The 19,961-nt window shown below is 58.9% G+C and carries 19 protein-coding genes; 11 read left to right on the top strand and 8 right to left on the bottom strand.

Annotated elements, in window-relative coordinates; all coding sequences use genetic code 11:
- Positions 1-3 precede the first annotated feature (3 nt).
- The 5 genes from ACYVDM_RS02620 to ACYVDM_RS02600 all read right to left on the bottom strand — a co-directional run bounded on the left by ACYVDM_RS02620 (position 4) and on the right by ACYVDM_RS02600 (position 5,255).
- Positions 4-954, bottom strand: coding sequence for a DUF6999 family protein (locus tag ACYVDM_RS02620; protein WP_415791105.1), 951 nt, complete (start codon positions 952-954; stop codon positions 4-6).
- Positions 955-956: 2 nt separating this feature from the next.
- Complete coding sequence (locus ACYVDM_RS02615; RefSeq protein WP_415791107.1) at positions 957-2,900, bottom strand: iron-containing redox enzyme family protein; 1,944 nt, start codon at positions 2,898-2,900, stop codon at positions 957-959.
- Positions 2,901-2,918: 18 nt separating this feature from the next.
- Complete coding sequence (locus ACYVDM_RS02610) at positions 2,919-3,824, bottom strand: fatty acid desaturase (protein WP_415791108.1); 906 nt, start codon at positions 3,822-3,824, stop codon at positions 2,919-2,921.
- A 4-nt stretch (positions 3,825-3,828) separates the two neighbouring features.
- Positions 3,829-4,605: a sterol desaturase family protein gene (locus ACYVDM_RS02605; protein WP_415791109.1), complete on the bottom strand. Its 777-nt coding sequence runs from the start codon at positions 4,603-4,605 to the stop codon at positions 3,829-3,831.
- Positions 4,606-4,769: 164 nt separating this feature from the next.
- The gene (locus tag ACYVDM_RS02600) at positions 4,770-5,255 is read right to left on the bottom strand and encodes a GAF domain-containing protein (protein ID WP_415791111.1); all 486 of its coding nucleotides are present in this window, start codon (positions 5,253-5,255) and stop codon (positions 4,770-4,772) included.
- A 127-nt stretch (positions 5,256-5,382) separates the two neighbouring features.
- Here ACYVDM_RS02600 and ACYVDM_RS02595 point away from each other — a divergent pair, with 127 nt between their 5' ends.
- The 4 genes from ACYVDM_RS02595 to ACYVDM_RS02580 all read left to right on the top strand — a co-directional run bounded on the left by ACYVDM_RS02595 (position 5,383) and on the right by ACYVDM_RS02580 (position 8,653).
- Complete coding sequence (locus ACYVDM_RS02595; protein WP_415791113.1) at positions 5,383-6,582, top strand: aminotransferase-like domain-containing protein; 1,200 nt, start codon at positions 5,383-5,385, stop codon at positions 6,580-6,582.
- 76 nt (positions 6,583-6,658) lie between these two features.
- Complete coding sequence (gene ubiA, locus ACYVDM_RS02590) at positions 6,659-7,582, top strand: 4-hydroxybenzoate octaprenyltransferase (protein WP_415791452.1); 924 nt, start codon at positions 6,659-6,661, stop codon at positions 7,580-7,582.
- 36 nt (positions 7,583-7,618) lie between these two features.
- Entirely contained in the window at positions 7,619-8,035 is a 417-nt protein-coding gene (locus tag ACYVDM_RS02585) for a DUF1090 domain-containing protein (protein ID WP_415791115.1), read from the top strand.
- A gap of 225 nt (positions 8,036-8,260) precedes the next feature.
- Entirely contained in the window at positions 8,261-8,653 is a 393-nt protein-coding gene (locus tag ACYVDM_RS02580; RefSeq protein WP_415791116.1) for a DUF4148 domain-containing protein, read from the top strand.
- Positions 8,654-8,753: 100 nt separating this feature from the next.
- Here ACYVDM_RS02580 and glcC read toward each other — a convergent pair whose 3' ends face one another.
- A complete protein-coding gene (gene glcC / locus ACYVDM_RS02575; protein ID WP_415791118.1) occupies positions 8,754-9,515 on the bottom strand; it encodes a transcriptional regulator GlcC in 762 nt (253 codons plus the stop codon).
- 226 nt (positions 9,516-9,741) lie between these two features.
- Between glcC and ACYVDM_RS02570 the strand changes: the two genes are divergently transcribed.
- From ACYVDM_RS02570 to ACYVDM_RS02555, 4 genes are all read left to right on the top strand, one after another.
- Positions 9,742-11,922 carry a malate synthase G gene (locus ACYVDM_RS02570; protein WP_415791120.1) on the top strand — a complete coding sequence of 727 codons (2,181 nt, stop codon included), beginning with the start codon at positions 9,742-9,744 and terminating at the stop codon, positions 11,920-11,922.
- Positions 11,923-12,242: 320 nt separating this feature from the next.
- Positions 12,243-14,315 carry a TonB-dependent siderophore receptor gene (locus ACYVDM_RS02565; RefSeq protein WP_415791454.1) on the top strand — a complete coding sequence of 691 codons (2,073 nt, stop codon included), beginning with the start codon at positions 12,243-12,245 and terminating at the stop codon, positions 14,313-14,315.
- A gap of 110 nt (positions 14,316-14,425) precedes the next feature.
- Positions 14,426-14,845, top strand: coding sequence for a PaaI family thioesterase (locus ACYVDM_RS02560; protein ID WP_415791122.1), 420 nt, complete (start codon positions 14,426-14,428; stop codon positions 14,843-14,845).
- A gap of 77 nt (positions 14,846-14,922) precedes the next feature.
- Positions 14,923-15,606: a nitroreductase gene (locus ACYVDM_RS02555; protein ID WP_415791124.1), complete on the top strand. Its 684-nt coding sequence runs from the start codon at positions 14,923-14,925 to the stop codon at positions 15,604-15,606.
- Between the two features lie 12 nt (positions 15,607-15,618).
- Here the strand turns inward: ACYVDM_RS02555 and ACYVDM_RS02550 are convergent, their stop codons facing one another.
- Complete coding sequence (locus ACYVDM_RS02550) at positions 15,619-16,602, bottom strand: Bug family tripartite tricarboxylate transporter substrate binding protein (RefSeq protein ID WP_415791126.1); 984 nt, start codon at positions 16,600-16,602, stop codon at positions 15,619-15,621.
- Positions 16,603-16,714: 112 nt separating this feature from the next.
- On the opposite strand from ACYVDM_RS02550, the gene ACYVDM_RS02545 reads away from it, so the two are divergent.
- From ACYVDM_RS02545 to ACYVDM_RS02535, 3 genes are read left to right on the top strand one after another with little or no spacing between them, the layout of a single operon-like run.
- Complete coding sequence (locus tag ACYVDM_RS02545; RefSeq protein WP_415791128.1) at positions 16,715-17,713, top strand: TRAP transporter substrate-binding protein; 999 nt, start codon at positions 16,715-16,717, stop codon at positions 17,711-17,713.
- Between the two features lie 57 nt (positions 17,714-17,770).
- Complete coding sequence (locus tag ACYVDM_RS02540; protein WP_415791130.1) at positions 17,771-18,070, top strand: AzlD family protein; 300 nt, start codon at positions 17,771-17,773, stop codon at positions 18,068-18,070.
- Between the two features lie 28 nt (positions 18,071-18,098).
- A complete protein-coding gene (locus tag ACYVDM_RS02535; RefSeq protein ID WP_460475301.1) occupies positions 18,099-18,875 on the top strand; it encodes an AzlC family ABC transporter permease in 777 nt (258 codons plus the stop codon).
- 59 nt (positions 18,876-18,934) lie between these two features.
- On the opposite strand, the gene ACYVDM_RS02530 is transcribed toward ACYVDM_RS02535, so the two are convergent.
- Entirely contained in the window at positions 18,935-19,873 is a 939-nt protein-coding gene (locus ACYVDM_RS02530) for a LysR substrate-binding domain-containing protein (RefSeq protein ID WP_415791132.1), read from the bottom strand.
- Between the last annotated feature and the right edge of the window lie 88 nt (positions 19,874-19,961).

The following is a 19,961-nucleotide window of genomic DNA, read 5'->3' as shown; positions in this document are numbered from 1 at the left end:
CGATCAGACCGAGGGTGGCGGGGGCGGTTCGGTCGTCTCGGGTGGTGTGGCCGGTTGTGTTTGCGTTGGGGTTTTCGACGCCGCCATCGATTCGCTTTTGAATTGCATCAAGAGGCTGTGCAGCATCTCGGTCGACAAGCCATGCAACACCAGACGATAGCCGGCTCGCAGCGTCGACAGCGGCACCAATGGGTGTTTGTTGTTCACCAGAATCAGATGTTGTGGCGCCTCTAGAATCTGGGCGGTATAGATCCCAACCGTTTCATCGAGCTGCAGCGAATTGGCAGCACGCCAAAAATCATTGTCGGTCAACATCAACTGATACAGCGGCGTGAACAACTCGATCGCGCTTTGCAAATCCAGAAAATTACGTTTGCGCTGCGGCATATCCGCCAGGCTCAGGCCGGGATCACGGATCATCGAAAAATCGACTGTCTCCGGTGCGTGCATTTCGACGCCCGCTTCTCGCAACGCACTATTCAGACGAATCACGAAATTGAATAAATTCAGATCATGTTTGACGAACATTTCGTCCCTCAGATCCGAAATCCTCATCGGCTCGAGCGGCGTCGTCGATACCGGCACCGGCGCGTTACGCGCGATGAACGACAACACCTGTGCACCCAAATGAAAATGACGCAAGATCAGCCAATTCGCCTCGGGCGAAACAAAGTGCTCCAACCCCCATGCCAGGACCCGATGCAGCAATTTCGAATGCGACCATCTGCGCGGCAAAAACGTCTTGATGACCTGGATCAGGATAATGAACGCACGCGCCAGGGGCCGTAAAAAAGGCAGCAAGTACTGTCGCGACTTGCAGCTGGAATCCGCCAACCACGCCTCTTTCACCGCATCGGGCAGCGGCGTACTGCGATCCAGATACAAGGCCAGCCAAGGGCTGGGGTCTGCCGGATCATGCTCGCGCGTCAAAAACTCGGGGGTGCGAGGATTCACGATTACTCAACCTCCATCACGTGATGGAATTGCATCAGATATAGGGCTGCGGTACGGCGTGCAGTATCGACAATACGGCGCTCGGCCAATCCGCGATCATCTGCGTCCAGTACGAGCTCGACGGCCATCAGCCATCGCGCCAAATGGTGCTCGTCATTATGCCCGTGATACTCGAGGAACCGGAATCGATCGGGAGGCAAGTCCAGGCTATCCTTCAAGAGCGGCAACAAGGCCGGCACGATGCGCTGCCCCGTGCCCTCGATAATGTAGATGGCGCCGAGCAAACCAACGGGGTCCTTCGTCGCCGCCAACGCATGCAGATACGCGTTCAGCGCCTCACCGCCGGGGTTACGGCGCAGCGCATCAATATTGGATACCGACCCGCCCGCATTGCGATAGTCCCGAAACAGAATCTGAAAATCGTCCTGTTCTTCGCCGGCATGCACGCTAATCAAATCCGCCAACGTCTGATAGGTCTCGCCAAGCGACGCAGCGCCTTCACGCATCCATTTGCTGCCCTCGCGCACCTGGGGAATCCAGTGCTCCATCCAGTTCAGATAGTCCGCCGTCACAAAGCGGCGGTCGCGCAAGCGTCGCACTACCGGCGTGCGCCAGACACGCGAGCGGTAGTCATGCCAAATCGATGCCAGCTCGGTCAGCAACGGCCCCAGCCCCTGCGGCGCTTGGTCGGGATCATGCGGCGGCGCAATGGTCTGCGCGTCATCGCTAAATCGCGCGGCGGCGTACGCCGTCGATGCCGGACTCACTGCCCCAAGACTCACCGTTGACGCGCAGGCGGACAATGGCGTATCCACCGCCTCTGCCTCCAACAACATATACGCCGTCATGAAGCGGCCCGATTCCGGGATATAGCAAAACACCTGCTGTCCGGGGGTCAACGTGTGGGTTTCGAGAAACTCCGCCAGCATGATCAGGATCGAGGCTGCCCCCGTATTTCCACGCCAGGCCAGATTGCTGAACCAGCGCTCGCGAGGAATCTCGAGCCCGGCCTTTTCCATCAAGTCCGCAACGACGGGTATAAATTTCTCTGACGAGTAATGGCACAGGAAATGATCCACGCGCTCAGGATCCACCCAGCCATCGCGCACCAGGGTCACGTACTCGTGAATACCGATGTCGAACAAATGTGGCAACAAACGGATGTTCTGCCGTAACGACAGCGCCCCGGCCGCCTCGGCTTCGGTCCACGACGCGTAATCCAAATGCCCCTGCCCGCCCTCGGCCGGCAAGCCCAGCTGCATGCAGACAGGATAGTCTCCCGAGAACGCGCGCTGATGTACCCACTTCAGGCGCAATCGCACACCGGACGAAGCGCCCGGCAAGGCAGCGCCGCTATTACCCAGCAACACGGCGCCAGCGCCGTCGGACAACATCCACCGCAGAAAGTGCGAATCAAAATCCGCGTCATAATCACGTGCCGCAAAGCGTGAACGCTTGAATAAGCGCGAAGGCATCTCACTGGCCACGGCCAGCGCCCGATGATGCGCACCCAGCTCAATTCCTTGCGCCGCCGCCTGGATCGCGGATACGCCGGCCGCGCAGATGCCGTGTACCGACAACGTTTCCATCGGCGGCGCCGCCAACTCACCTTGAATCATGTTGGCAAAGCCGGGCATCAAAGCATCGCCCCCGGACGAACCGCAAGTCAGCAGCGATACCTCCGCCAAGCCACGGTCTTGTCGACGCAAGCAATCACTGATCGCCTGCGCCGCCTGGGCCGCGTTCGTCCAACGCGTATTGCCCGCGTCGTCAATGGCGTAGTAGCGCTGCTTAATGCCGTTTTCAGCCAGGATGCGCTGTTTGATACGGCCCGATATGCGATTCAACGGCGCGATATACCGATCCATCTCCTCGTTGGTCACGGGCTCGCCCGGCATGAAATAGCCGGCGCTTTCCAGGAAAACGCGATCAAAGGCGACAGGCATAAAGGAAATCCCCAATTTTTAGTGAATATGTTCTGGCTGCATCAGCGAACGACTGCGATAGCGCGGCCAAATCAACGCCATCCCAAAGACGCGCAACATATACGGCACCAACCCACGCTCGATCAACCTCCGATCTACGCGGTGACGATAATGCTGTTTGTGCAACTGCGTCAGTGCCGACCAATGCGCCCGGCCATGTTCATGATGCGCCGTGTGCAATCCAATGTTGAACAGCAATGGATTCACCAAACCCTCGAAATTGCGTGCATAGCTTAACGCCGCAAGACGCTGTGGCCCCCCATCGGTGTGGGCATGCTGCAGATAATTCGTCGCCAGCAACCAATGCAGCCCGTGCAATTGAGGCACGATCACGAACACCAGCGCCTTGACCGGATTGAGCACCAACAATCCCCCCCACAAGCTCAGCCACGCCGCGTACTGCCACAGACAATACCGCAAGGCCCCGGGATGGTATCGGCGCAAACGACCCAGCCAGCGCCAGAACAAGGGATACAACGTCCATGCCGCCTGAAACGGGTGCAGCAAATAGCCAGCAAGATGATTCGTATCGCCACCATAGCGATAAGTACGCGCCAGATCACGCGGCCCATGCTGATAGCGATGATGATTTCCCGCATGGGCAGGAAAAAACACAAATGTGGGATGGCCTTGCAGCAGCGTCAGCGTCATATCGGTGGCGCGGTTCGTCCAGCGACCGCGCCACATGCGCAAGTGCGTATGGTTGTGATGGACGACGCCAATACCCAATGTCAGGAACAACATCAGGCCGTATAAAAACCCATTCAGGCCATAGACCCACTGCCAGGCGGCTAACGCGGGCAATGCCGCCATATAAACCAGGCTTTGCACATCGCGCGCATTGCGCAAAGCGAGCCACCCTCGTCGCGCTGTCGGTCTCGACATCGCGTTAGACGCTACGCTCGACACCACCGCGTCGCCCCGCCATCGCTAACTGGGCCGATGCCGCATCCGCCGGCAAACGCGTACGAAACAGCCGATCCATGAACGTGAACTGGAATCCATAATTGCCGTTGTAGCAAGCATGATGCAGATGATGCCGGCGGCTGGCGGCAAACCAGTGCGCATATGACACGCGTGGGAAAAAATCGTAGTTGGCGTGTCCCACACAGTTAAAAAACAAGCTGAACAACGGCACCGAAAACAGCGACCAGAAGCTGAAATCGTGCAACACCATGGGCAGCAAAATCACATTGCCCAGCATCAGCGCTTCAAGTGGATGAAAGCTATAAGTCGAAAACGGAGTCGTCACCACCGAACGATGGTGCGGCAAATGAAAGCGTCGCAGCAACCGGGTGTGCAGCAACCGGTGGTTAACCCAGAAGTGCACATCGTTCCAGGCCACGAGGACCAGGATCTCCAGAAATATCTGCCAGCCGCCCGCATCGGGATCCAGATGCGCCCACCCCAGTTGCAACAAGCCCCAGGGAAAGATCATGCCCAAACCAAAGATCAGGATCGACACGCTCGATTGCGTCAACTCGCGGCGCAACTGCCCTGGCACCAGAGGGCGTGTATCCAGCACACCGCCCCACCCCAACGCCGGCAATACATAGCGTGTCAGCAACCAGGTCGCTATGCCAAACAACAGATAAATGCCGCCGAAAAACACTAGGCCTGCCAGCATCACCTGCCACGCCGTCAGCGATTCAAAAGTATGCGCCATTTAGCAGTCCGCTCCGGGGACATTCGGGATGGCCGCATCATAGCAATATGATAAACCTGTGCGTGCAGTGACGAATTCGCGCACGTACGTCGGGCCACCGACTGTCGCCACACCCTCTGGAACATCCGACCGGCACGGCCTTCAACCGACGCATCCCACCCGCGTCAACCCAGACTCTCCAGGAAAACAGCGCATAGCGACTCCATGCCTTGGCGGTCTTCGTCATCGAAACGTCCCGGCTCGGGACTATCCACGTCCCACACGCCCAGCAACTCACCATTGAGCACAAGCGGCACCACGACTTCGGAGCGCGACGCCGCATCGCAAGCGATATGCCCCGGGAAAGCCTGCACATCGGCCACGACCTGAGTCTGGCGCTGACTGGCCGCCAACCCGCACACACCGCGGTTCAGGGCGATACGCACGCAAGCTGGCTTGCCCTGGAAAGGCCCTAGCACCAGCTCTTCGCCGTTATAGAAATAAAAGCCCGCCCAATTAATGCGTGGCAAGGCCTGGTAGGCCAACGCGGCGAAATTGGCAGCATTCGCGATGCGATCGGTTTCATCGGTCAACAACGCGCGAGCCTGGCCGGCCAACTCGGCATAGAAGCGGGGCTTGTCGTGGGTAGGCAAATCGGTAGAGGTGAACATGAATGTAACTGTACAGGTGACTTTCTAACGAACTGATTTTAGAGCCACCACCCCGCACCAGGGTCTCTCCCCTGGCGTTGTGGGACAATATTTATTCTTGTTTCCGTTCTTTCAGCCAAAGCTTCCCATGGACCAGCCTTTCAAACCCGTGTGCACGTTCTCCCAACGCGCCCAACAGCTCACCAGCTCTGCCATCCGCGAAATCCTCAAGGTCACCGAACGGCCCGAAGTGATTTCTTTTGCAGGAGGCCTACCGGCCCCCAGCGGTTTTCCGGTAGAAGTCGTACGAGCGGCGTTCGACAAGGTATTGGTTGAAAATGGCCGGTCTGCCTTGCAATACGGGCCGACCGAAGGCTACGCACCGCTGCGCAAATGGGTCGCCGAAGACCTGAATCGTAACGGCGCCGACGTCACCCCCGATCAAATCTTGATCGTCTCGGGTTCGCAACAGGCCCTGGACCTGCTGGGCAAAGTCCTGATCGACGAAGGCAGCAAGGTGCTGGTCGAAGACCCCAGCTATCTGGGCGCACTGCAATCCTTCAGCCTTTACCAACCCACCTACGTGCCGATCGCGACTGACGAGGGTGGGCTGATTCCCGAGGCCATCACCCCCGAACTGGCCGCAGACGCGCGGTTTCTGTACGCGCTACCCAATTTCCAGAATCCCACGGGCCGCACCCTGAGCCTGGAACGCCGCATGGCGCTGGTTCAAAAGGCTGCCGAATTCGGCCTGCCTATCGTCGAGGACGACCCCTACGGTGAGCTGCGCTACGCGGGCGAGCCGCAACCCGGCCTGCTGGCCTTAGGTAGCGCATGCGGCGCGAATGTGATTCGTCTGGGTACGTTCTCGAAAGTGCTGGCCCCGGGCCTGCGCCTGGGCTATATCGCGGCACACCGCAGCATCATCGACAAGCTCGTACAAGCCAAGCAAGCCACCGACCTGCACACGCCCACGCTGACCCAAATGGCGGTCTACGAGGCAGTGAAAGACGGTTTCCTCGAAGCACACCTGCCCATCGTGCGCGAAATCTATCGCGTACAAGGCCGCTGCATGCTCGATGCCCTTGCGCACGAATTCCCCGACACGGTCAGTTGGACCAAACCCGAAGGCGGCATGTTCTTGTGGGTCACCCTGCCCGAGCACATCGACAGCACCCAGCTACTGGCCCAGGCCATTGAACAAAACGTGGCCTTTGTCCCCGGCAAACCTTTCTACGCGGGCACACCCCAGACCAACACCCTGCGTCTGAGCTTTGTCACCGTCCCCGAAGCCAGCATCAAATCAGGCATGGCCATCCTGGGCAAGCTGATAAAGCAGCACGCTTGACCTCTTCTGGGTGGCGGACGATCCGCCGCCCAATCCCCCTTTCACATCCACGCCTACCCGTCGTACTGTCATTATGGTGAGCGCGCCGCAACCCTCCTCCCCCGATCTCAACGACATCGTCTTCAACGACTGGGTCGAACACTGGCTGCCGCGGTCATGGCGCCCGTATGCGCGCCTGTGCCGCCTGGATCGACCCATCGGCACCTGGCTGACACTGCTGCCCTGCATCGCGGCCCTGATCCAGGCCGCGGGTGGCTTGCCCGATCTGGGCCGATTGATCGTGTTTTCGCTCGGTGCGCTACTGATGCGCGGGATCGGTTGCACGGTCAACGATATGTGCGACCGCGACATCGACAAGCACGTCGAACGCACGCGTTTCCGGCCGCTGACCAGCGGGCAACTCAGCATGCGCCAGGCGGTCTGGTTCTTACTGGGCCAATTGCTCGTCTGCGGCTCGCTGCTGTTTTTCATCAACGACATGAGCCGCTGGCTGGCCGTCGCGGTGCTGCCGTTTGTCTTCATCTATCCTTTGTGCAAACGCGTCACCTACTGGCCGCAAGTCGTGCTGGGCATCTGCTTTAACTGGGGCATGCTGATGGCCTGGTCGGATACGCAAAACACCTTGCCCTGGGGCGGCATCGCGATGTGGCTGGGCGCTGTCCTGTGGCAGGTCGGCTACGACAGCATCTACGCCTATATCGACGTGCGAGACGACCGGCAACTTGGACTGCGCTCCACGGCATTGCGGTTTGGCGATCGTGGCAAGGAATGGGTCAGCGGCTTTTATATCGCAACGATTGCCTTGTGGGCCTGGGGCGGCTATGACATCGGCCTGGGCTGGGCCTACCAAGTCGGTATCGCCGTCGTCGCGGCTCACTTGGCCTGGCAGCTGTATATCTTTGATCTGCAACGACCAGCCCGCAGCCTGATGCTGTTTCGCGCCAATCTCTGGACCGGTGCCCTGCTCATCGCAGCTGCGTTAGCCGGTACACTGATTTAACGCCCTGGGAGAGGGCACCCACCTTCAGGAGTCGCCATGCTCGCCCTACCCCTACGCCATCAATTGCTCGCTGCGGCTATCCTGATTACGCCGACCCTGACCGTCCAAGCGGCACCTCCCGCCATTCAAGAATGCAGCACATTGCGTAGTTGCGCGGCAAAATTCTGCCACATCGAAAACGACATTGCGGCCGCGCAGGCCAATGGCAATACTCGACGCGAAGCCGGTCTGCGTCGCGCCCTGTCCGAAGCCCGCGACTCCTGCACGGATGAGTCCCTGCGCAAAGATCGGCTGCAAGCCATCGACGAGCGCAAAGAAGAAGTCCAGGAACGCGAAGAAGAGCTCGCCGAGGCACGCAGCAAGGGCAAACAAGACAAAATCACCAAAGCTCAACGCAAACTCGAAGAAGCACAAGCCGACTTGCAGGACGCCGAAGACGCGCTACAGCGCTAAGCACGGCTAGGCGCACGGCCCCTGCGCCGACCCTCTATTAGGGGTAAAAACCAACCCGTTGTCACGGAAACAGACGGATTATTTGTTTATTTGGAATTATTTTTTCCAAAAATAAGGGTTTATCCTAATCTCCAACAGGCACAGAATGTCTTCAACGGGAAACAATCGACCCCCTCGAAATTAAACGCAGGGGTCGAGATCCCAAGACAAAACTGGAGATCTGCCATGAAGACCCTCGCTACTACCCTCTTGCTATCCTTGGGTGTCATCACCGGAGCCCAAGCCGCGGATACGAGTTCGCAATCGCTGACTCGCGCACAAGTACAAGCCGAATTGGCCCAGGCCAAGGCCTCTGGCCAATACAGCTTTGGTGACTTGGACTATCCCCCAACGGTCACGGCAGACACCACGAACGTCAGCCGCAGCCAAGTCCAGGAAGAACTGGCACAAGCCAAAGCCGCCGGCATCGTGACCTACGGCGAACAAGATTACCCCGTCCAGATCTCGGGCCAAACTAGCGAACTGACCCACGCCCAAGTGCGAGCCGAACTGGCACAAGCCAAGGCATCAGGCCAATACTCGTCCGGTGACCTGGACTATCCGCCGTCCCATAGCTGATCATCCCGATCGGGGGAACCCCTCTCCTCCCCCGGCACAGAGGCCTCCTTCGGGAGGCTTTTGTGCTTCTACGCCCGATGCAGCGAACAGTCGGAAACGCTTACGTCCACCCCTCCAGGCGTAAGGTCGCCCGTACCAGACGCTGTTCTTCCTGCTCGATCTCACCCAGGCTTTGCCGCACGCGATTAACGTGATCAGTCGCTGCCTGATGTGCCTGGTCTGGCAAACGTGCCGTCACGGCGGTGAACACGGCCGCATGCTGCTGATCGATCTGCTGCTTGTGGGGTTGACGGTGATAGAGATTATTCACGCAGGCGAACACCGATCCCAACATCAGATCCGTCAGCGACTGCAAGGTATGTGTCAGCACCGGATTATGCGAGGCCTCGCACACCGCCAGATGAAACGCATGATCCAGATGAGCATGGGTGGCGATATCCGTATCCTGGCCGTGTGCATCAATCATGGCCTCATAGCGGCGCCGGATCATAATGAAGTCCGCCTCCGTCCCTCGGATCGCCGCCAGGCGCGCCGACTCGCCCTCAAGCAGCGCGCGGACTTCCAGCAAGTCATACAGCGTACGTGGCTGAGAATGAAACAGGTGCAGCAACGGCCCCGCATTCACCTGTGAAATCGGCGCCACGAACGAACCCTTGCCTTGCTCGGTACGAATGATGCCGCGCGCGCGCAAGAGTTTCAGTCCTTCGCGCAACGCCGTGCGCGATGCCCCCAGCTTTTCCGTTAAACGGCGTTCAGACGGCAATGCCTGCCCCGCCTTGAGCACCCCATCCATAATCAAGCGTTCAATGCGTTCGGCCACGACGTCGGCGACTTGGCGGCTCGCCGCAGTTTCTATTTCCATATCTGGATCCACTGGTATGACCGGATGAAGAACAGGCAGACCTTCTGTATGCCTATCTCGGTCAAGCAATTGAAATAAAACCATAAAAATAGATAACTCCGCAAATTCACACAAAATAAACTGGTATGACCAGCGGGCCAAGTTATAGACAGCTTAGTCCGCAGCCCCGATGATGTAGCCTTACCGCGCTGGTTGCGCCCGCCTCTGATTTTTTGCCGAGATCCGCATGACTGAACGTATTGAACAAGACGGCCTGCAAGTGGCCACCGTCCTGCACCAATTCATCGAAAACGAAGCCCTGCCCGCCAGCGGCATTGCCTCCGGGGATTTCTGGCCCGCCTTTGCCGCCCTCGTGCGCGACTTGGCGCCCCGCAACCGCGCGCTGCTGGCCGAGCGCGACCGCCTGCAAGTCGAGCTCGACACCTGGCATGGCGCTAACCCCGGCCCCGTTCGCGACCTGCGCGCCTATCGCGCTTTTCTGGAAAAAATCGGCTATCTGCTGCCCACGCCGGATAGCGTGCAGGCCACGACATCCAATGTCGATGCCGAAATCGCCGAGCAAGCCGGTCCGCAACTGGTGGTGCCGATGTCCAACGCCCGTTATGCGTTAAACGCCGCCAACGCGCGCTGGGGCAGCCTGTACGACGCGCTGTATGGTACCGATGCCATTGCCGCCACGCCTGGCGATACGGGCAATGGATATCACCCGCAACGCGGGCAGGCCGTCATCGCCCGCGCCCGTGCATTTCTCGACGAAGCAGCGCCACTGGCACAGGGCTCACACGCTGACGCCACGGCCTATCTCGTCAAAAACGGCCAACTGGCCGCCACGCTGCCGCAAGGCGAAACCGGCCTGAAAAACCCCGCCCAATTCGCGGGTGTCGTGGGCGAAGACGCAGCCCCTGAGGCCATCTTGCTCAAGAACAATGGCCTGCATGTCGAGATCCAGATCGACCGCACGCACACGATCGGCGCTACCGATGCGGCGGGCGTCAAAGACGTCGTCGTCGAAGCCGCACTCACCACTATCATGGACTGCGAAGACTCCGTCGCCGCCGTCGACGCGGACGACAAGGTACAGATCTACCGCAACTGGCTTGGCCTGATGAAAGGCGACCTGACCGAACAAGTCACCAAAAACGGCAAGACCTTTACCCGGCGCATGAATGCCGACCGCGAATACCGCAAGCCTGACGGCGGCACACTGACATTACACGGCCGCTCACTGCTGTTCGTGCGCAACGTGGGTCATCTGATGACCAACCCGGCCATCCTGGACGCCAACGGCCACGAGATTCCCGAAGGCATTCTGGATGCCGTGCTCACCACATTGACGGCGCTACCCGATCGCACTCACAAGCGGAATTCGCGCAAGGGCTCCATCTACATCGTCAAACCAAAAATGCACGGTCCGGCCGAAGCCGCCTTTGCCAATGAACTGTTTGATCGCGTCGAAGACCTGCTCAGCCTGCCGCGCCATACGATCAAGATGGGCATCATGGACGAAGAGCGACGCACCAGCCTCAACCTCAAGGCCTGCATTGCCGCCGCGGCTGGACGTGTTGCCTTCATCAACACCGGATTCCTGGATCGCACTGGCGATGAAATGCACTCCACGATGCAAGCCGGCCCCATGATGCGCAAGGGCGATATGAAGGCCAGTGCCTGGATCGCGGCTTATGAGCGCAGCAATGTGCTCGTGGGCCTGGATTGCGGCCTGCGTGGCCGTGCGCAGATCGGCAAAGGCATGTGGGCCATGCCTGATCTGATGGCCGCCATGCTCGAACAGAAAATCGGTCACCCCAAAGCCGGCGCAAATACCGCCTGGGTACCTTCGCCAACCGCCGCCACACTGCATGCTTTGCATTACCACCAAGTCGACGTCGCCGCCGTGCAACAGCATCTTGAAGGCACCAAACTCGCTAGCGTGCATGACGAGTTGCTCGACGGGCTGCTGAGCGTACCGGTCGGCAATCCCGCCGACTGGACTGCCGACGACATCCGTCGCGAGCTGGAAAACAACGCACAAGGCATCCTGGGCTACGTCGTCCGTTGGATCGATCAAGGCGTCGGTTGCTCCAAAGTCCCCGACATCAACAACGTCGGCCTCATGGAAGACCGCGCCACGCTACGGATTTCCAGCCAGCACATCGCCAACTGGTTGCACCACGGAATCGCCACGCGCGAGCAGGTCGAAGAAACGCTGCAGCGCATGGCCAAGGTCGTCGATCAACAAAACGCCAACGACCCCTTGTATCAGCCGATGGCGGGCCACTTCGATACCTCCATCGCTTTCCAGGCTGCCAGCGCGTTGGTCTTCGAAGGGCTGACGCAGCCTAACGGCTACACGGAGCCGTTGTTGCATCGTTATCGCCAAACGTACAAGGCCCAATCGGCCGCACACTAAGAAATCTGGCCATAGCGGGGATGACCGCAGTCGTACTGCGGTCATCCCCGCCAACACACCGCGCAAGGCCGAGCAACGGCATTGGTACCCTGTCAAATTCAGGTACCGCGCTGCTGGACGACGCGTTCAGAAAAAGCAAAGATCGTTTCAATAGTTAAAAGCCATTGAGAATCAGTTGTATTTGTAATACAACTGCGGATTTGCTCCTTTCCTCTGGAACCGTCCACGTGGCTTGCTCAAATTCCTCTCGGATATGCCCCGCACTGTCTGGTGCGCAATTTACCGTTCTTCCCTCCGTCCTCGCACTTGCCCTGGCCGGCATGTACACGACCTGCGCCCATGCCCAATCCACCCCATCCGGTACGCAGGATGTGGCGCAGTTGCCGACCGTCACCATTGCAGCGGACGCATTCGATGATCTGGAACACCTGCAGACCCCGGTCAATGCCGGCGCATTGGGCAGCCGCAGCCAACTAGAGACACCCTTCTCCAGCGCTGTCATCACCGCGACAGAAATCGAAAATCGCCAGGTTTCCAAACTCGGGGACGTGTTTGCCCTGGATGCCTCGGTATCGGACAACAGTTCATCCAGCGGCGCCTGGGCCAGCTACCTGACAGTGCGCGGCCTGCCACTAGATTGGCAAAATTCCTTCCGTATCGACGGCAAGCCCTTTGTCAGCTATGTCACGACCTTGCCCTACGAGCAATTCGAGCGCATCGACCTGCTAAAAGGCGCATCGGGTTTCATGTATGGATTCGGCGCGCCCGGCGGGCTGCTGAATTACGTGACCAAGAAACCGACCGACGAACCCGTGCGCAGCATTACCCTCGGCTATATCTCCAAGGGCCTGCTGCGCGAGTCCGCAGACCTCGGCGGGCGAGTCGGCGACGATGGCCGGTTTGGCTACCGGCTCAATGCCACGCACGAAGAAGGCACCACGTATAACGATGGTTCACTCTATCGTGACTCGGTCTCGCTGGCGCTGGATGCCCGCCTGACAGACAAACTGACCTGGGATTTTCAGTCGATCTACCAAGACCGTAAATCCATCGGTCAAGACGCCACCATTACGGCGGCCGGTATGTCTGGCACGTCGCTGCCCTCGCCCATCCGCGCCGACAACAATAATCTGGAAGGCCCGGGGCTCTATGTCGACAACGCGTTCCGCTTTTATTCCACCGGTCTAAAATATCAGTTGAACGACAACTGGAACGTCAGCACACACTACACCTATAACTCTACCCGCACTCGCCGCAACGAAGGCGTGCTGGCGCTGACCAATGGTGACGGCGACTACGACGATTTTCGTTCGGACTACGGCGAGGCCTATTCCTATAACCAATGGGAGGCCATGGTCGAGGGCAAGTTCAACACCGGCCCGCTCAAGCATCAAGTCGTATTCGGCGCCTCGTGGCAAAAGCAAAAGAACGACTACAGCTCTAACGGCGTGTACCAGCTAGAGGGGACCGGCAACCTGTACGAACAGAACACCAACACTTACTACAGTCAAGGCCAACTAGATCTGTACCGCGCCGCGGACATCACGCAAAAGGCGGTGTTTGCGAGCGATACCATCGACTTGACCGGCGGCTGGTCGATACTGGGTGGGCTGCGTTACACAGATTATGAACAACGCAGTTATGACCCGGCGGGTACGCAGACTTCGCGCTATACGAAAGACGGCGTACTGACCCCGACCGTGGCATTGATGTACAACTTCACGCCACAAACCATGGCGTACGCGAGCTACATCGAATCCCTGGAACCCGGCTCCGTCGTCGGCAACATCTACGAAAACCGCGGCGCCCTGCTCAGTCCGCTCAAGAGCAAACAGTACGAACTCGGCATCAAGACAGAAAACACAGACTGGGCCGCGACGGCCGCATTATTCCGGATCGAAAAAAAATCCGAATACACCAACACCAACAACGAGCTCGTCCAAGACGGTGAGTCCATTTACCAAGGCCTGGAACTCGGCGCATCGGCCCGCGTCGCCAGAAACTGGAACGTTGGCGGCAGCATCATGCTGCTCGATACCGAGTACAAAAAGGGCGTGGCCCATACCGGCAACCGCGTCGCGGGCGCACCCAAATTCATCGCTGCGACACAAATCGTCTATGACGTACCGCAATTGCCGGGTTTGAAACTACGCGCGGATGCCAAGTACACCGGTGCGACCATGCTGGATGCGTCGAACAACATCAACGTGGATGACTACACCATCGTCAATATCGGCGCCACGTACGACACGCGCATCTACGGCTACAACACCACCTTTCGCGCGGGGATCAACAACCTGACCAACAAGCGCTATTGGCTGTTTCAATCCGAAAACTACGTCAAGGCGGGCGACCCTCGTACCTATAGCCTGAGCGCCAGCATCGCGTTTTGAATACTTGCCGGAGATGGAGACATCTCCGGCAAGAACTGCCAGTCAACGTTATTATCAGCAACGACACACCAAAGTTCTCTTTCACTACCGTTGCGAGTCGCTACCGTCACATGAGCCGTTTCGAAGACAATCCTTTTCTGCATTCACTGGGCGCCACGATTGAAAGCTGGGGCGACGGCCAAGTCGCCATCCGCATGGCGCTACAACCCAGCCATCTCAACCGCCAGGGCGCGCTGCAAGGCGGCGTGGTCTGTGCCTTGTTGGATGCCGCCTGTGGCTACGCGGGTATTGATCCGGACAGTACCGAACAGAACCACTCCGTCACCATCTCGCTGGCCATCAACTTCATCGGCTCGATCAAGAGCGGCGAAGTCCTCGCCACGGGTACCGTAACCGGCCGGGGCCGCAAGATTTACTTTTCGCGCGCCGAAGTCACCGCCCCCGATGGTCGCATTCTGGCCTCGGCACAGGGCTCATTCAAATACGGCGGCCCTCGCCTGACCGCAGAGACGCCCGCAACCGTCATCTAATTACGACCAATCCTGCAGCCTAACGGCTGTGCCCCTTTCTTCCCCGGCATAAAGGCCGAGGTTTCTCGGAGCATGTGATGAACGATGTACAGCACGCCGTCGAACAGGCTATCGTCTCGCGCCAAAGCATACGTGGCTTTCTACCCAAGCCCGTACCCACCGATCTGATTCGCCGCATCCTAGAGGCAGCCTCGCGTGCACCCAGCGGCAGCAACATTCAACCTTGGAAAGTGCACGTCGTCACAGGCGCACGTCGCGACGCCCTATCCCAGGCGCTCGTGCAGGCTCATGTTCGCGGCGAACCCGACCGTCGCGAGTACCAGTATTACCCCGTCACCTGGCGCGACCCTTACCTGGAACGGCGACGCAAAACCGGCTGGGGCCTGTACAGCCTGCTGGGCATCCAAAAAGGCGACCGCGACGCTTCGATGCGCCAGCATGCTCGCAATTTTGAATTCTTTGACGCGCCCTGCGTACTGCTTTTCACCATCGACAATGACATGGATAAAGGCAGTTGGCTGGATTACGGGATGTTCTTACAGAACGTCATGATCATGGCACGTGGCTGTGGCCTGGACACCTGCCCACAGGCAGCGCTGGCCAACTATCCAGACATCGTCAAACAACACTTAAGCATTCCCGATGACGAGATCGTCGTTTGCGGCATATCGATGGGCTATCAAGACCTAAACGAACCCGTCAACCAATACCGCACCACCCGTGTACCGGTCGACGAATTCACCACCTTTCATGATGCGTAGCTGCAGGGCCCACTAGCTGATCTTGATTTTGGCGTCGCGAACGACCTTGCCCCACTTTTCGTGTTCGCTGCGAATAAACTGTGCAAACGCCTGTGTCGTTCCCGCCTGCGGCTCATTGCCTTCGGCCTCGAGTCGCTCTTGCACCGATTTGTCCGCCATGGCGTCCACGACAGCCGCATTGACCACCTTGACAATATCGTCGGGCAATCCGGCCGGCCCCACCAATCCCAGCCACGTCGTCGCCTCAAAACCCGGGTAGCCTTGTTCGGCCACGGTCAGCACATTCGGCAGTGCCGCCAAACGCTTGGCGGACGTCGTTGCGATGCCCCGCACCTTGCCTGCCTGCAATTGCGACATCACCGATGACGCACTGCCAAAATAGGTATCGATCTGTCCGCCGACCAAATTGGTCATCCCTGTTCCCGCCCCCTTGTATGGCACCTGCACGACCTCGATGCCCGCAGCGCGCGCCAACATTTCCCCCGCCAAATGGCCTACGGTACCCATCCCGGCTTGCGCCATGGTGTACTTGCCGGGTTCTTTCTTGGCCGCCTCGATAAAGTCCACCAGGTTTTGAAAGGGCGACTCGCTGCGCACCGCCAACACCACAGGCTGCGCGCAAACCTCAACGATCGGCGTCAGATCCGTCAAGGGGTCAAACGGCAGCTTCGAATACAGCCACGGGTTAATTGCCATGTTGGACGTTTGCGCCATCGCCAGGGTATAGCCATCAGGCTTGGCTTTGGCGGCCTGATCCAGGCCAATATTGCCTGCCGCGCCAGGACGGTTGTCAACGATTATCTGCCACTGTTTCAATGCGCTCAGCTTTTCGGCTACCAAGCGCGATACCGTATCAGTGCCCCCGCCAGGCGGAAAGGGCACGACCAGCTTTATCGGCCCATTCGGCCAATGAACCGCCTGCGCGTGGACCCACCCGGACAGCGTAGCGCCTGCGACACCTGCTGCTGCGACCTGCAAGAAATTTCTGCGATCCATAGATATCTCCGTATGATTATTTTTTAGTGTGAACATACTACCCGTTGTCGTCCGCCCGGTGCTACAAGCAAAGCTCCACACAACCTAATCAATCAAAACAAGGGGAACAACCATGACGTGCCACCATCGTTGCAACACGCTGATCCGTGCCATCTTGATATCGTCCGTCGCCATATCGCCCTGTGCCTGGGCACAAACGACCCTGAAATTGATCAACGAATACCCCGCGACGTCCATTACGGCCGCTGCCGACCTTCAGTTCGCCGCTGCCGTCAATGAGCAATCAAAGGGCACGATCAAGGTCGAAACTCTGCAGGAAAAACAAAACCCCTACAAAGGCGCTGAGCAGGTCAATGCCGTCATCAAGGAAAAGGACCTGATGGGCACACTATTCGGGGGGGTTCTGGGCAATAAGGATTCGCTGTTCCTGCTGTCGTCGCTGCCCTTTGCGGCCAAAGACTTCAAGCAGGCCCATGCCCTGTACAGCTGCGCCGAGCCCGCCCTGCAAGAACGCGTCAAGGCGCTAGGGGCGCATCTGCTCTATGTCACCCCGTGGCCACCCTCGGGGATCTGGTCGGTCACCCCCTTGGCCAACGACACCGACGTCAAGGCCCTGAAAATCAGGACCTACGACACCACCAGCAAAACTGTATTCGAACGTCTGGGTGCACAAAGCGTCGCGTTGCCCTATTCCGCCCTGGCCGAAAAACTGGCTGCCGGCGAGGTTAACGCTGTCCTCACTTCCGGCGATGGCGGTGCGGGCCGAAAACTCTGGGATCATCTGCCCAACTTCACCGCAGTCAGTTATTCCATCCCTCTGAGCTACACCATCATCAATCGTGATGCCTGGGATCAACTCAGTTCCGATCAACAGGCCATTCTCACGCAAGCAGCAGAGAAAGTCTCCGCAGCCTCGTGGGCGGGTGTGGAGCAACGCATCGAGGCTAACTACGCCCGTATGCGCGAACATAAGATGACGCTCAACACCACCCCCTCTGATTCCATCATGAAGTCCCTGAAACAGGCCGGCGATGATGAAACGAAAGCGTGGCTGAAGGCCAACAATCTTTCGGAAAAAGAGGCAAGCTGCTTGTCAAAGACCGGCACCTGACTGCCTCCATCTGTCGTTACACTGAGCGTTGATCCTCGTTTTGCTGACAGGCCCTTAATGATCGACCCCGCCAACTTGCTGGCCATCCTCTTGATGGCCAGCGTCACCTACCTAGCTCGCATCGGTGGCTACATCCTGCTGCGTAACCGCAGCCTCAGCCCGCGCGCGATGGCGGTGCTGGAGGCGGCCCCTGGTTGCGTCCTGATCTCCGTCATCGCGCCGGTCTTCGTGTCCGATCAGCCTGCCGATCTAATCGCGCTCGCGTGTACCGTGGCCGCCGCCATGCGCTTGCCACTGCTGGCCACCGTCGTCATCGGCGTGGGTAGTGCCGCGCTGCTGCGCCACTTGTTAGCTTGATGCCCCCGACCTCAGCCACCACCCACGAATGAACGTCCCAAACCTCCATCGCGCCAACGCGCAAACACTCGGCCGGTCCACCACCTGGACGCAATGCTGTGCCGGCGCCACGGCTAGCCTACCGATGCTGTTCGGCATCATCCCCTTCGGCCTGGTACTGGGCGCACAGGCTGCACACACAGGGCTCACCCCCTTCGAAGTGCCCCTCATGACTGGCCTGAACTTCGCCGGCGGCTCAGAGTTCGCCGCCCTGGGCCTGTGGACTTTCCCCCCACACTTCCTGCTGATCATGGCAGTAACCTTTCTGGTCAATAGCCGGATGCTGGTCATGAGCGCCGCGCTCACCCCCTTTCTGCACCACCTGCCCAAACGCAAAGTGTTGCCGGCGCTGTTCCTGATGACCGACGCCTCTTGGGCCCTGTCCATGGCCGATATCCGGCGACGCACCGAACAGGGTATCGGACCCGCATTCAGTCTGGCCTATTACATGGGCTCATCGCTCGTGTTCTACGTGGCTTGGGTCAGTTGTACGACCCTGGGCGCCATTCTGGGCCCGCTGTTGGGCCAGCCGGAACTCTACGGACTCGACATGGCGTTCCCAGCCGTGTTCCTTGTCATGCTGCGTGGCATGTGGCGCGGATTGGGGCGTGCCTGGCCTTGGCTGGTCAGCCTGCTCGTGGCCGCACTCACCAACAAACTGGTACCGGGAGCCTGGTACGTGCCGGCCGGCGCGGCAGCCGGCATACTGGCGGCGCTCGTGTGGCCGCCCATGCCAAAACCCTCACGACCCGCATCCAAGGCCTAGGGTCAGCCGGTATCGCAAAACCTTGATGACCGGCAAGCGCAGCTACTCACGGATGCCCGTTATCGTTTGTCCACGCGTGTAGCACTGTACTCGGCGACGACCTCTCGCAAGCACTCCATGGCCCATTGCACCGCCTGCGGCATAAAACCGTCCTTGCGCCAATACATCGCCACCGCGCCAAAGCCCGACAGACGTATGGGCAGGATCCTGATCGCATTCATCTGTGCCAGACGTAAAGCAGACCGATGAGACGCCGCGCCGATCATGTCGCTATTGTTCAGCAACGTCAGATTGGCGGTGACCGAATTGGTCTCGAGCGTGTCACGCGGCAGCGCCTGACCGGCCTCGGCCAACGCACGGTCCATGGCGTTGCGAATAGGTGCCCCCTTGGGCCACACAATCCAACGATAGGCATGCAAGTCTGGCCAATCCAGCTTCTTCACATCCAGCAAGGGATGGCGCGGTCGAACCACCAGATCGATCGTGTCGAAAAACAAGGACTCCATCTCCAGCGCCGAATCGCCAAACTCCGGCGCGGCACGTCCGAGCACGACATCCAGCTCCCCCTGCACCAACTGCCCCGTCAAATGATCTGTCGTGCCTTCGACCAGGCTTACCTTGGCCCGGGGCATACGTGCGAGCAACCGGGTGATCGCCAACGGTGCAGTATCCGATGCGGCGACGCCGCTCATTCCAATGACGACCCTGCCGCTCCCCCCCTCTCGCAACGCGGTCATATCACTACTGGCCCGATCCAGTTGCGCGTTGATGCGCTGCGCATGGGCAATCAAGACCTCGCCATAAGGTGTCGGTTGCAGCCCCCGCGCGTGGCGTTCAAACAGCGGTAGGCCGATGTCTTCCTCAAGGTCCTTCAGCCACTTCGACAGGCCAGGCTGAGTCGTATTAAGAATGACCGCCGAATGACTGATATTTCGGGTCTGCGCCAAACTTAGCAGCATTTTTACGTGACGCAGCCGCAGCCGGTGTGTCCAGTCCATGCCCCCTCCATATATATGTTTTTTCGTATAGATAATATAAAAATATCATTTTTTTTAACATATCTTGATGGCCATAATAGTTTCCATA

It is taken from the genome of Bordetella tumulicola (assembly GCF_054779135.1).
The sequence above is the reverse complement of the archived record's forward strand: the minus strand, read 5'-3'. Positions and strand labels throughout refer to the sequence as shown.

Excerpts from the sequence above, each read along its gene's own strand:
- ACYVDM_RS02605 (WP_415791109.1), bottom strand. The coding sequence starts at position 4,605 with ATGGCGCATACTTTTGAATCGCTGACGGCGTGGCAGGTGATGCTGGCA.
- ACYVDM_RS02580 (WP_415791116.1), top strand. The coding sequence starts at position 8,261 with ATGAAGACCCTCGCTACTACCCTCTTGCTATCCTTGGGTGTCATCACC.
- ACYVDM_RS02595 (WP_415791113.1), top strand. The coding sequence starts at position 5,383 with ATGGACCAGCCTTTCAAACCCGTGTGCACGTTCTCCCAACGCGCCCAA.
- ACYVDM_RS02585 (WP_415791115.1), top strand. The coding sequence starts at position 7,619 with ATGCTCGCCCTACCCCTACGCCATCAATTGCTCGCTGCGGCTATCCTG.
- ACYVDM_RS02565 (WP_415791454.1), top strand. The coding sequence starts at position 12,243 with ATGTACACGACCTGCGCCCATGCCCAATCCACCCCATCCGGTACGCAG.
- ACYVDM_RS02550 (WP_415791126.1), bottom strand. The coding sequence starts at position 16,602 with ATGGATCGCAGAAATTTCTTGCAGGTCGCAGCAGCAGGTGTCGCAGGC.
- ACYVDM_RS02535 (WP_460475301.1), top strand. The coding sequence starts at position 18,099 with ATGAACGTCCCAAACCTCCATCGCGCCAACGCGCAAACACTCGGCCGG.
- ACYVDM_RS02555 (WP_415791124.1), top strand. The coding sequence starts at position 14,923 with ATGAACGATGTACAGCACGCCGTCGAACAGGCTATCGTCTCGCGCCAA.
- ACYVDM_RS02610 (WP_415791108.1), bottom strand. The coding sequence starts at position 3,824 with ATGTCGAGACCGACAGCGCGACGAGGGTGGCTCGCTTTGCGCAATGCG.
- ACYVDM_RS02600 (WP_415791111.1), bottom strand. The coding sequence starts at position 5,255 with ATGTTCACCTCTACCGATTTGCCTACCCACGACAAGCCCCGCTTCTAT.
- ACYVDM_RS02545 (WP_415791128.1), top strand. The coding sequence starts at position 16,715 with ATGACGTGCCACCATCGTTGCAACACGCTGATCCGTGCCATCTTGATA.
- ACYVDM_RS02570 (WP_415791120.1), top strand. The coding sequence starts at position 9,742 with ATGACTGAACGTATTGAACAAGACGGCCTGCAAGTGGCCACCGTCCTG.
- ACYVDM_RS02530 (WP_415791132.1), bottom strand. The coding sequence starts at position 19,873 with ATGGACTGGACACACCGGCTGCGGCTGCGTCACGTAAAAATGCTGCTA.
- glcC (WP_415791118.1), bottom strand. The coding sequence starts at position 9,515 with ATGGAAATAGAAACTGCGGCGAGCCGCCAAGTCGCCGACGTCGTGGCC.
- ACYVDM_RS02560 (WP_415791122.1), top strand. The coding sequence starts at position 14,426 with ATGAGCCGTTTCGAAGACAATCCTTTTCTGCATTCACTGGGCGCCACG.
- ACYVDM_RS02540 (WP_415791130.1), top strand. The coding sequence starts at position 17,771 with ATGATCGACCCCGCCAACTTGCTGGCCATCCTCTTGATGGCCAGCGTC.
- ACYVDM_RS02615 (WP_415791107.1), bottom strand. The coding sequence starts at position 2,900 with ATGCCTGTCGCCTTTGATCGCGTTTTCCTGGAAAGCGCCGGCTATTTC.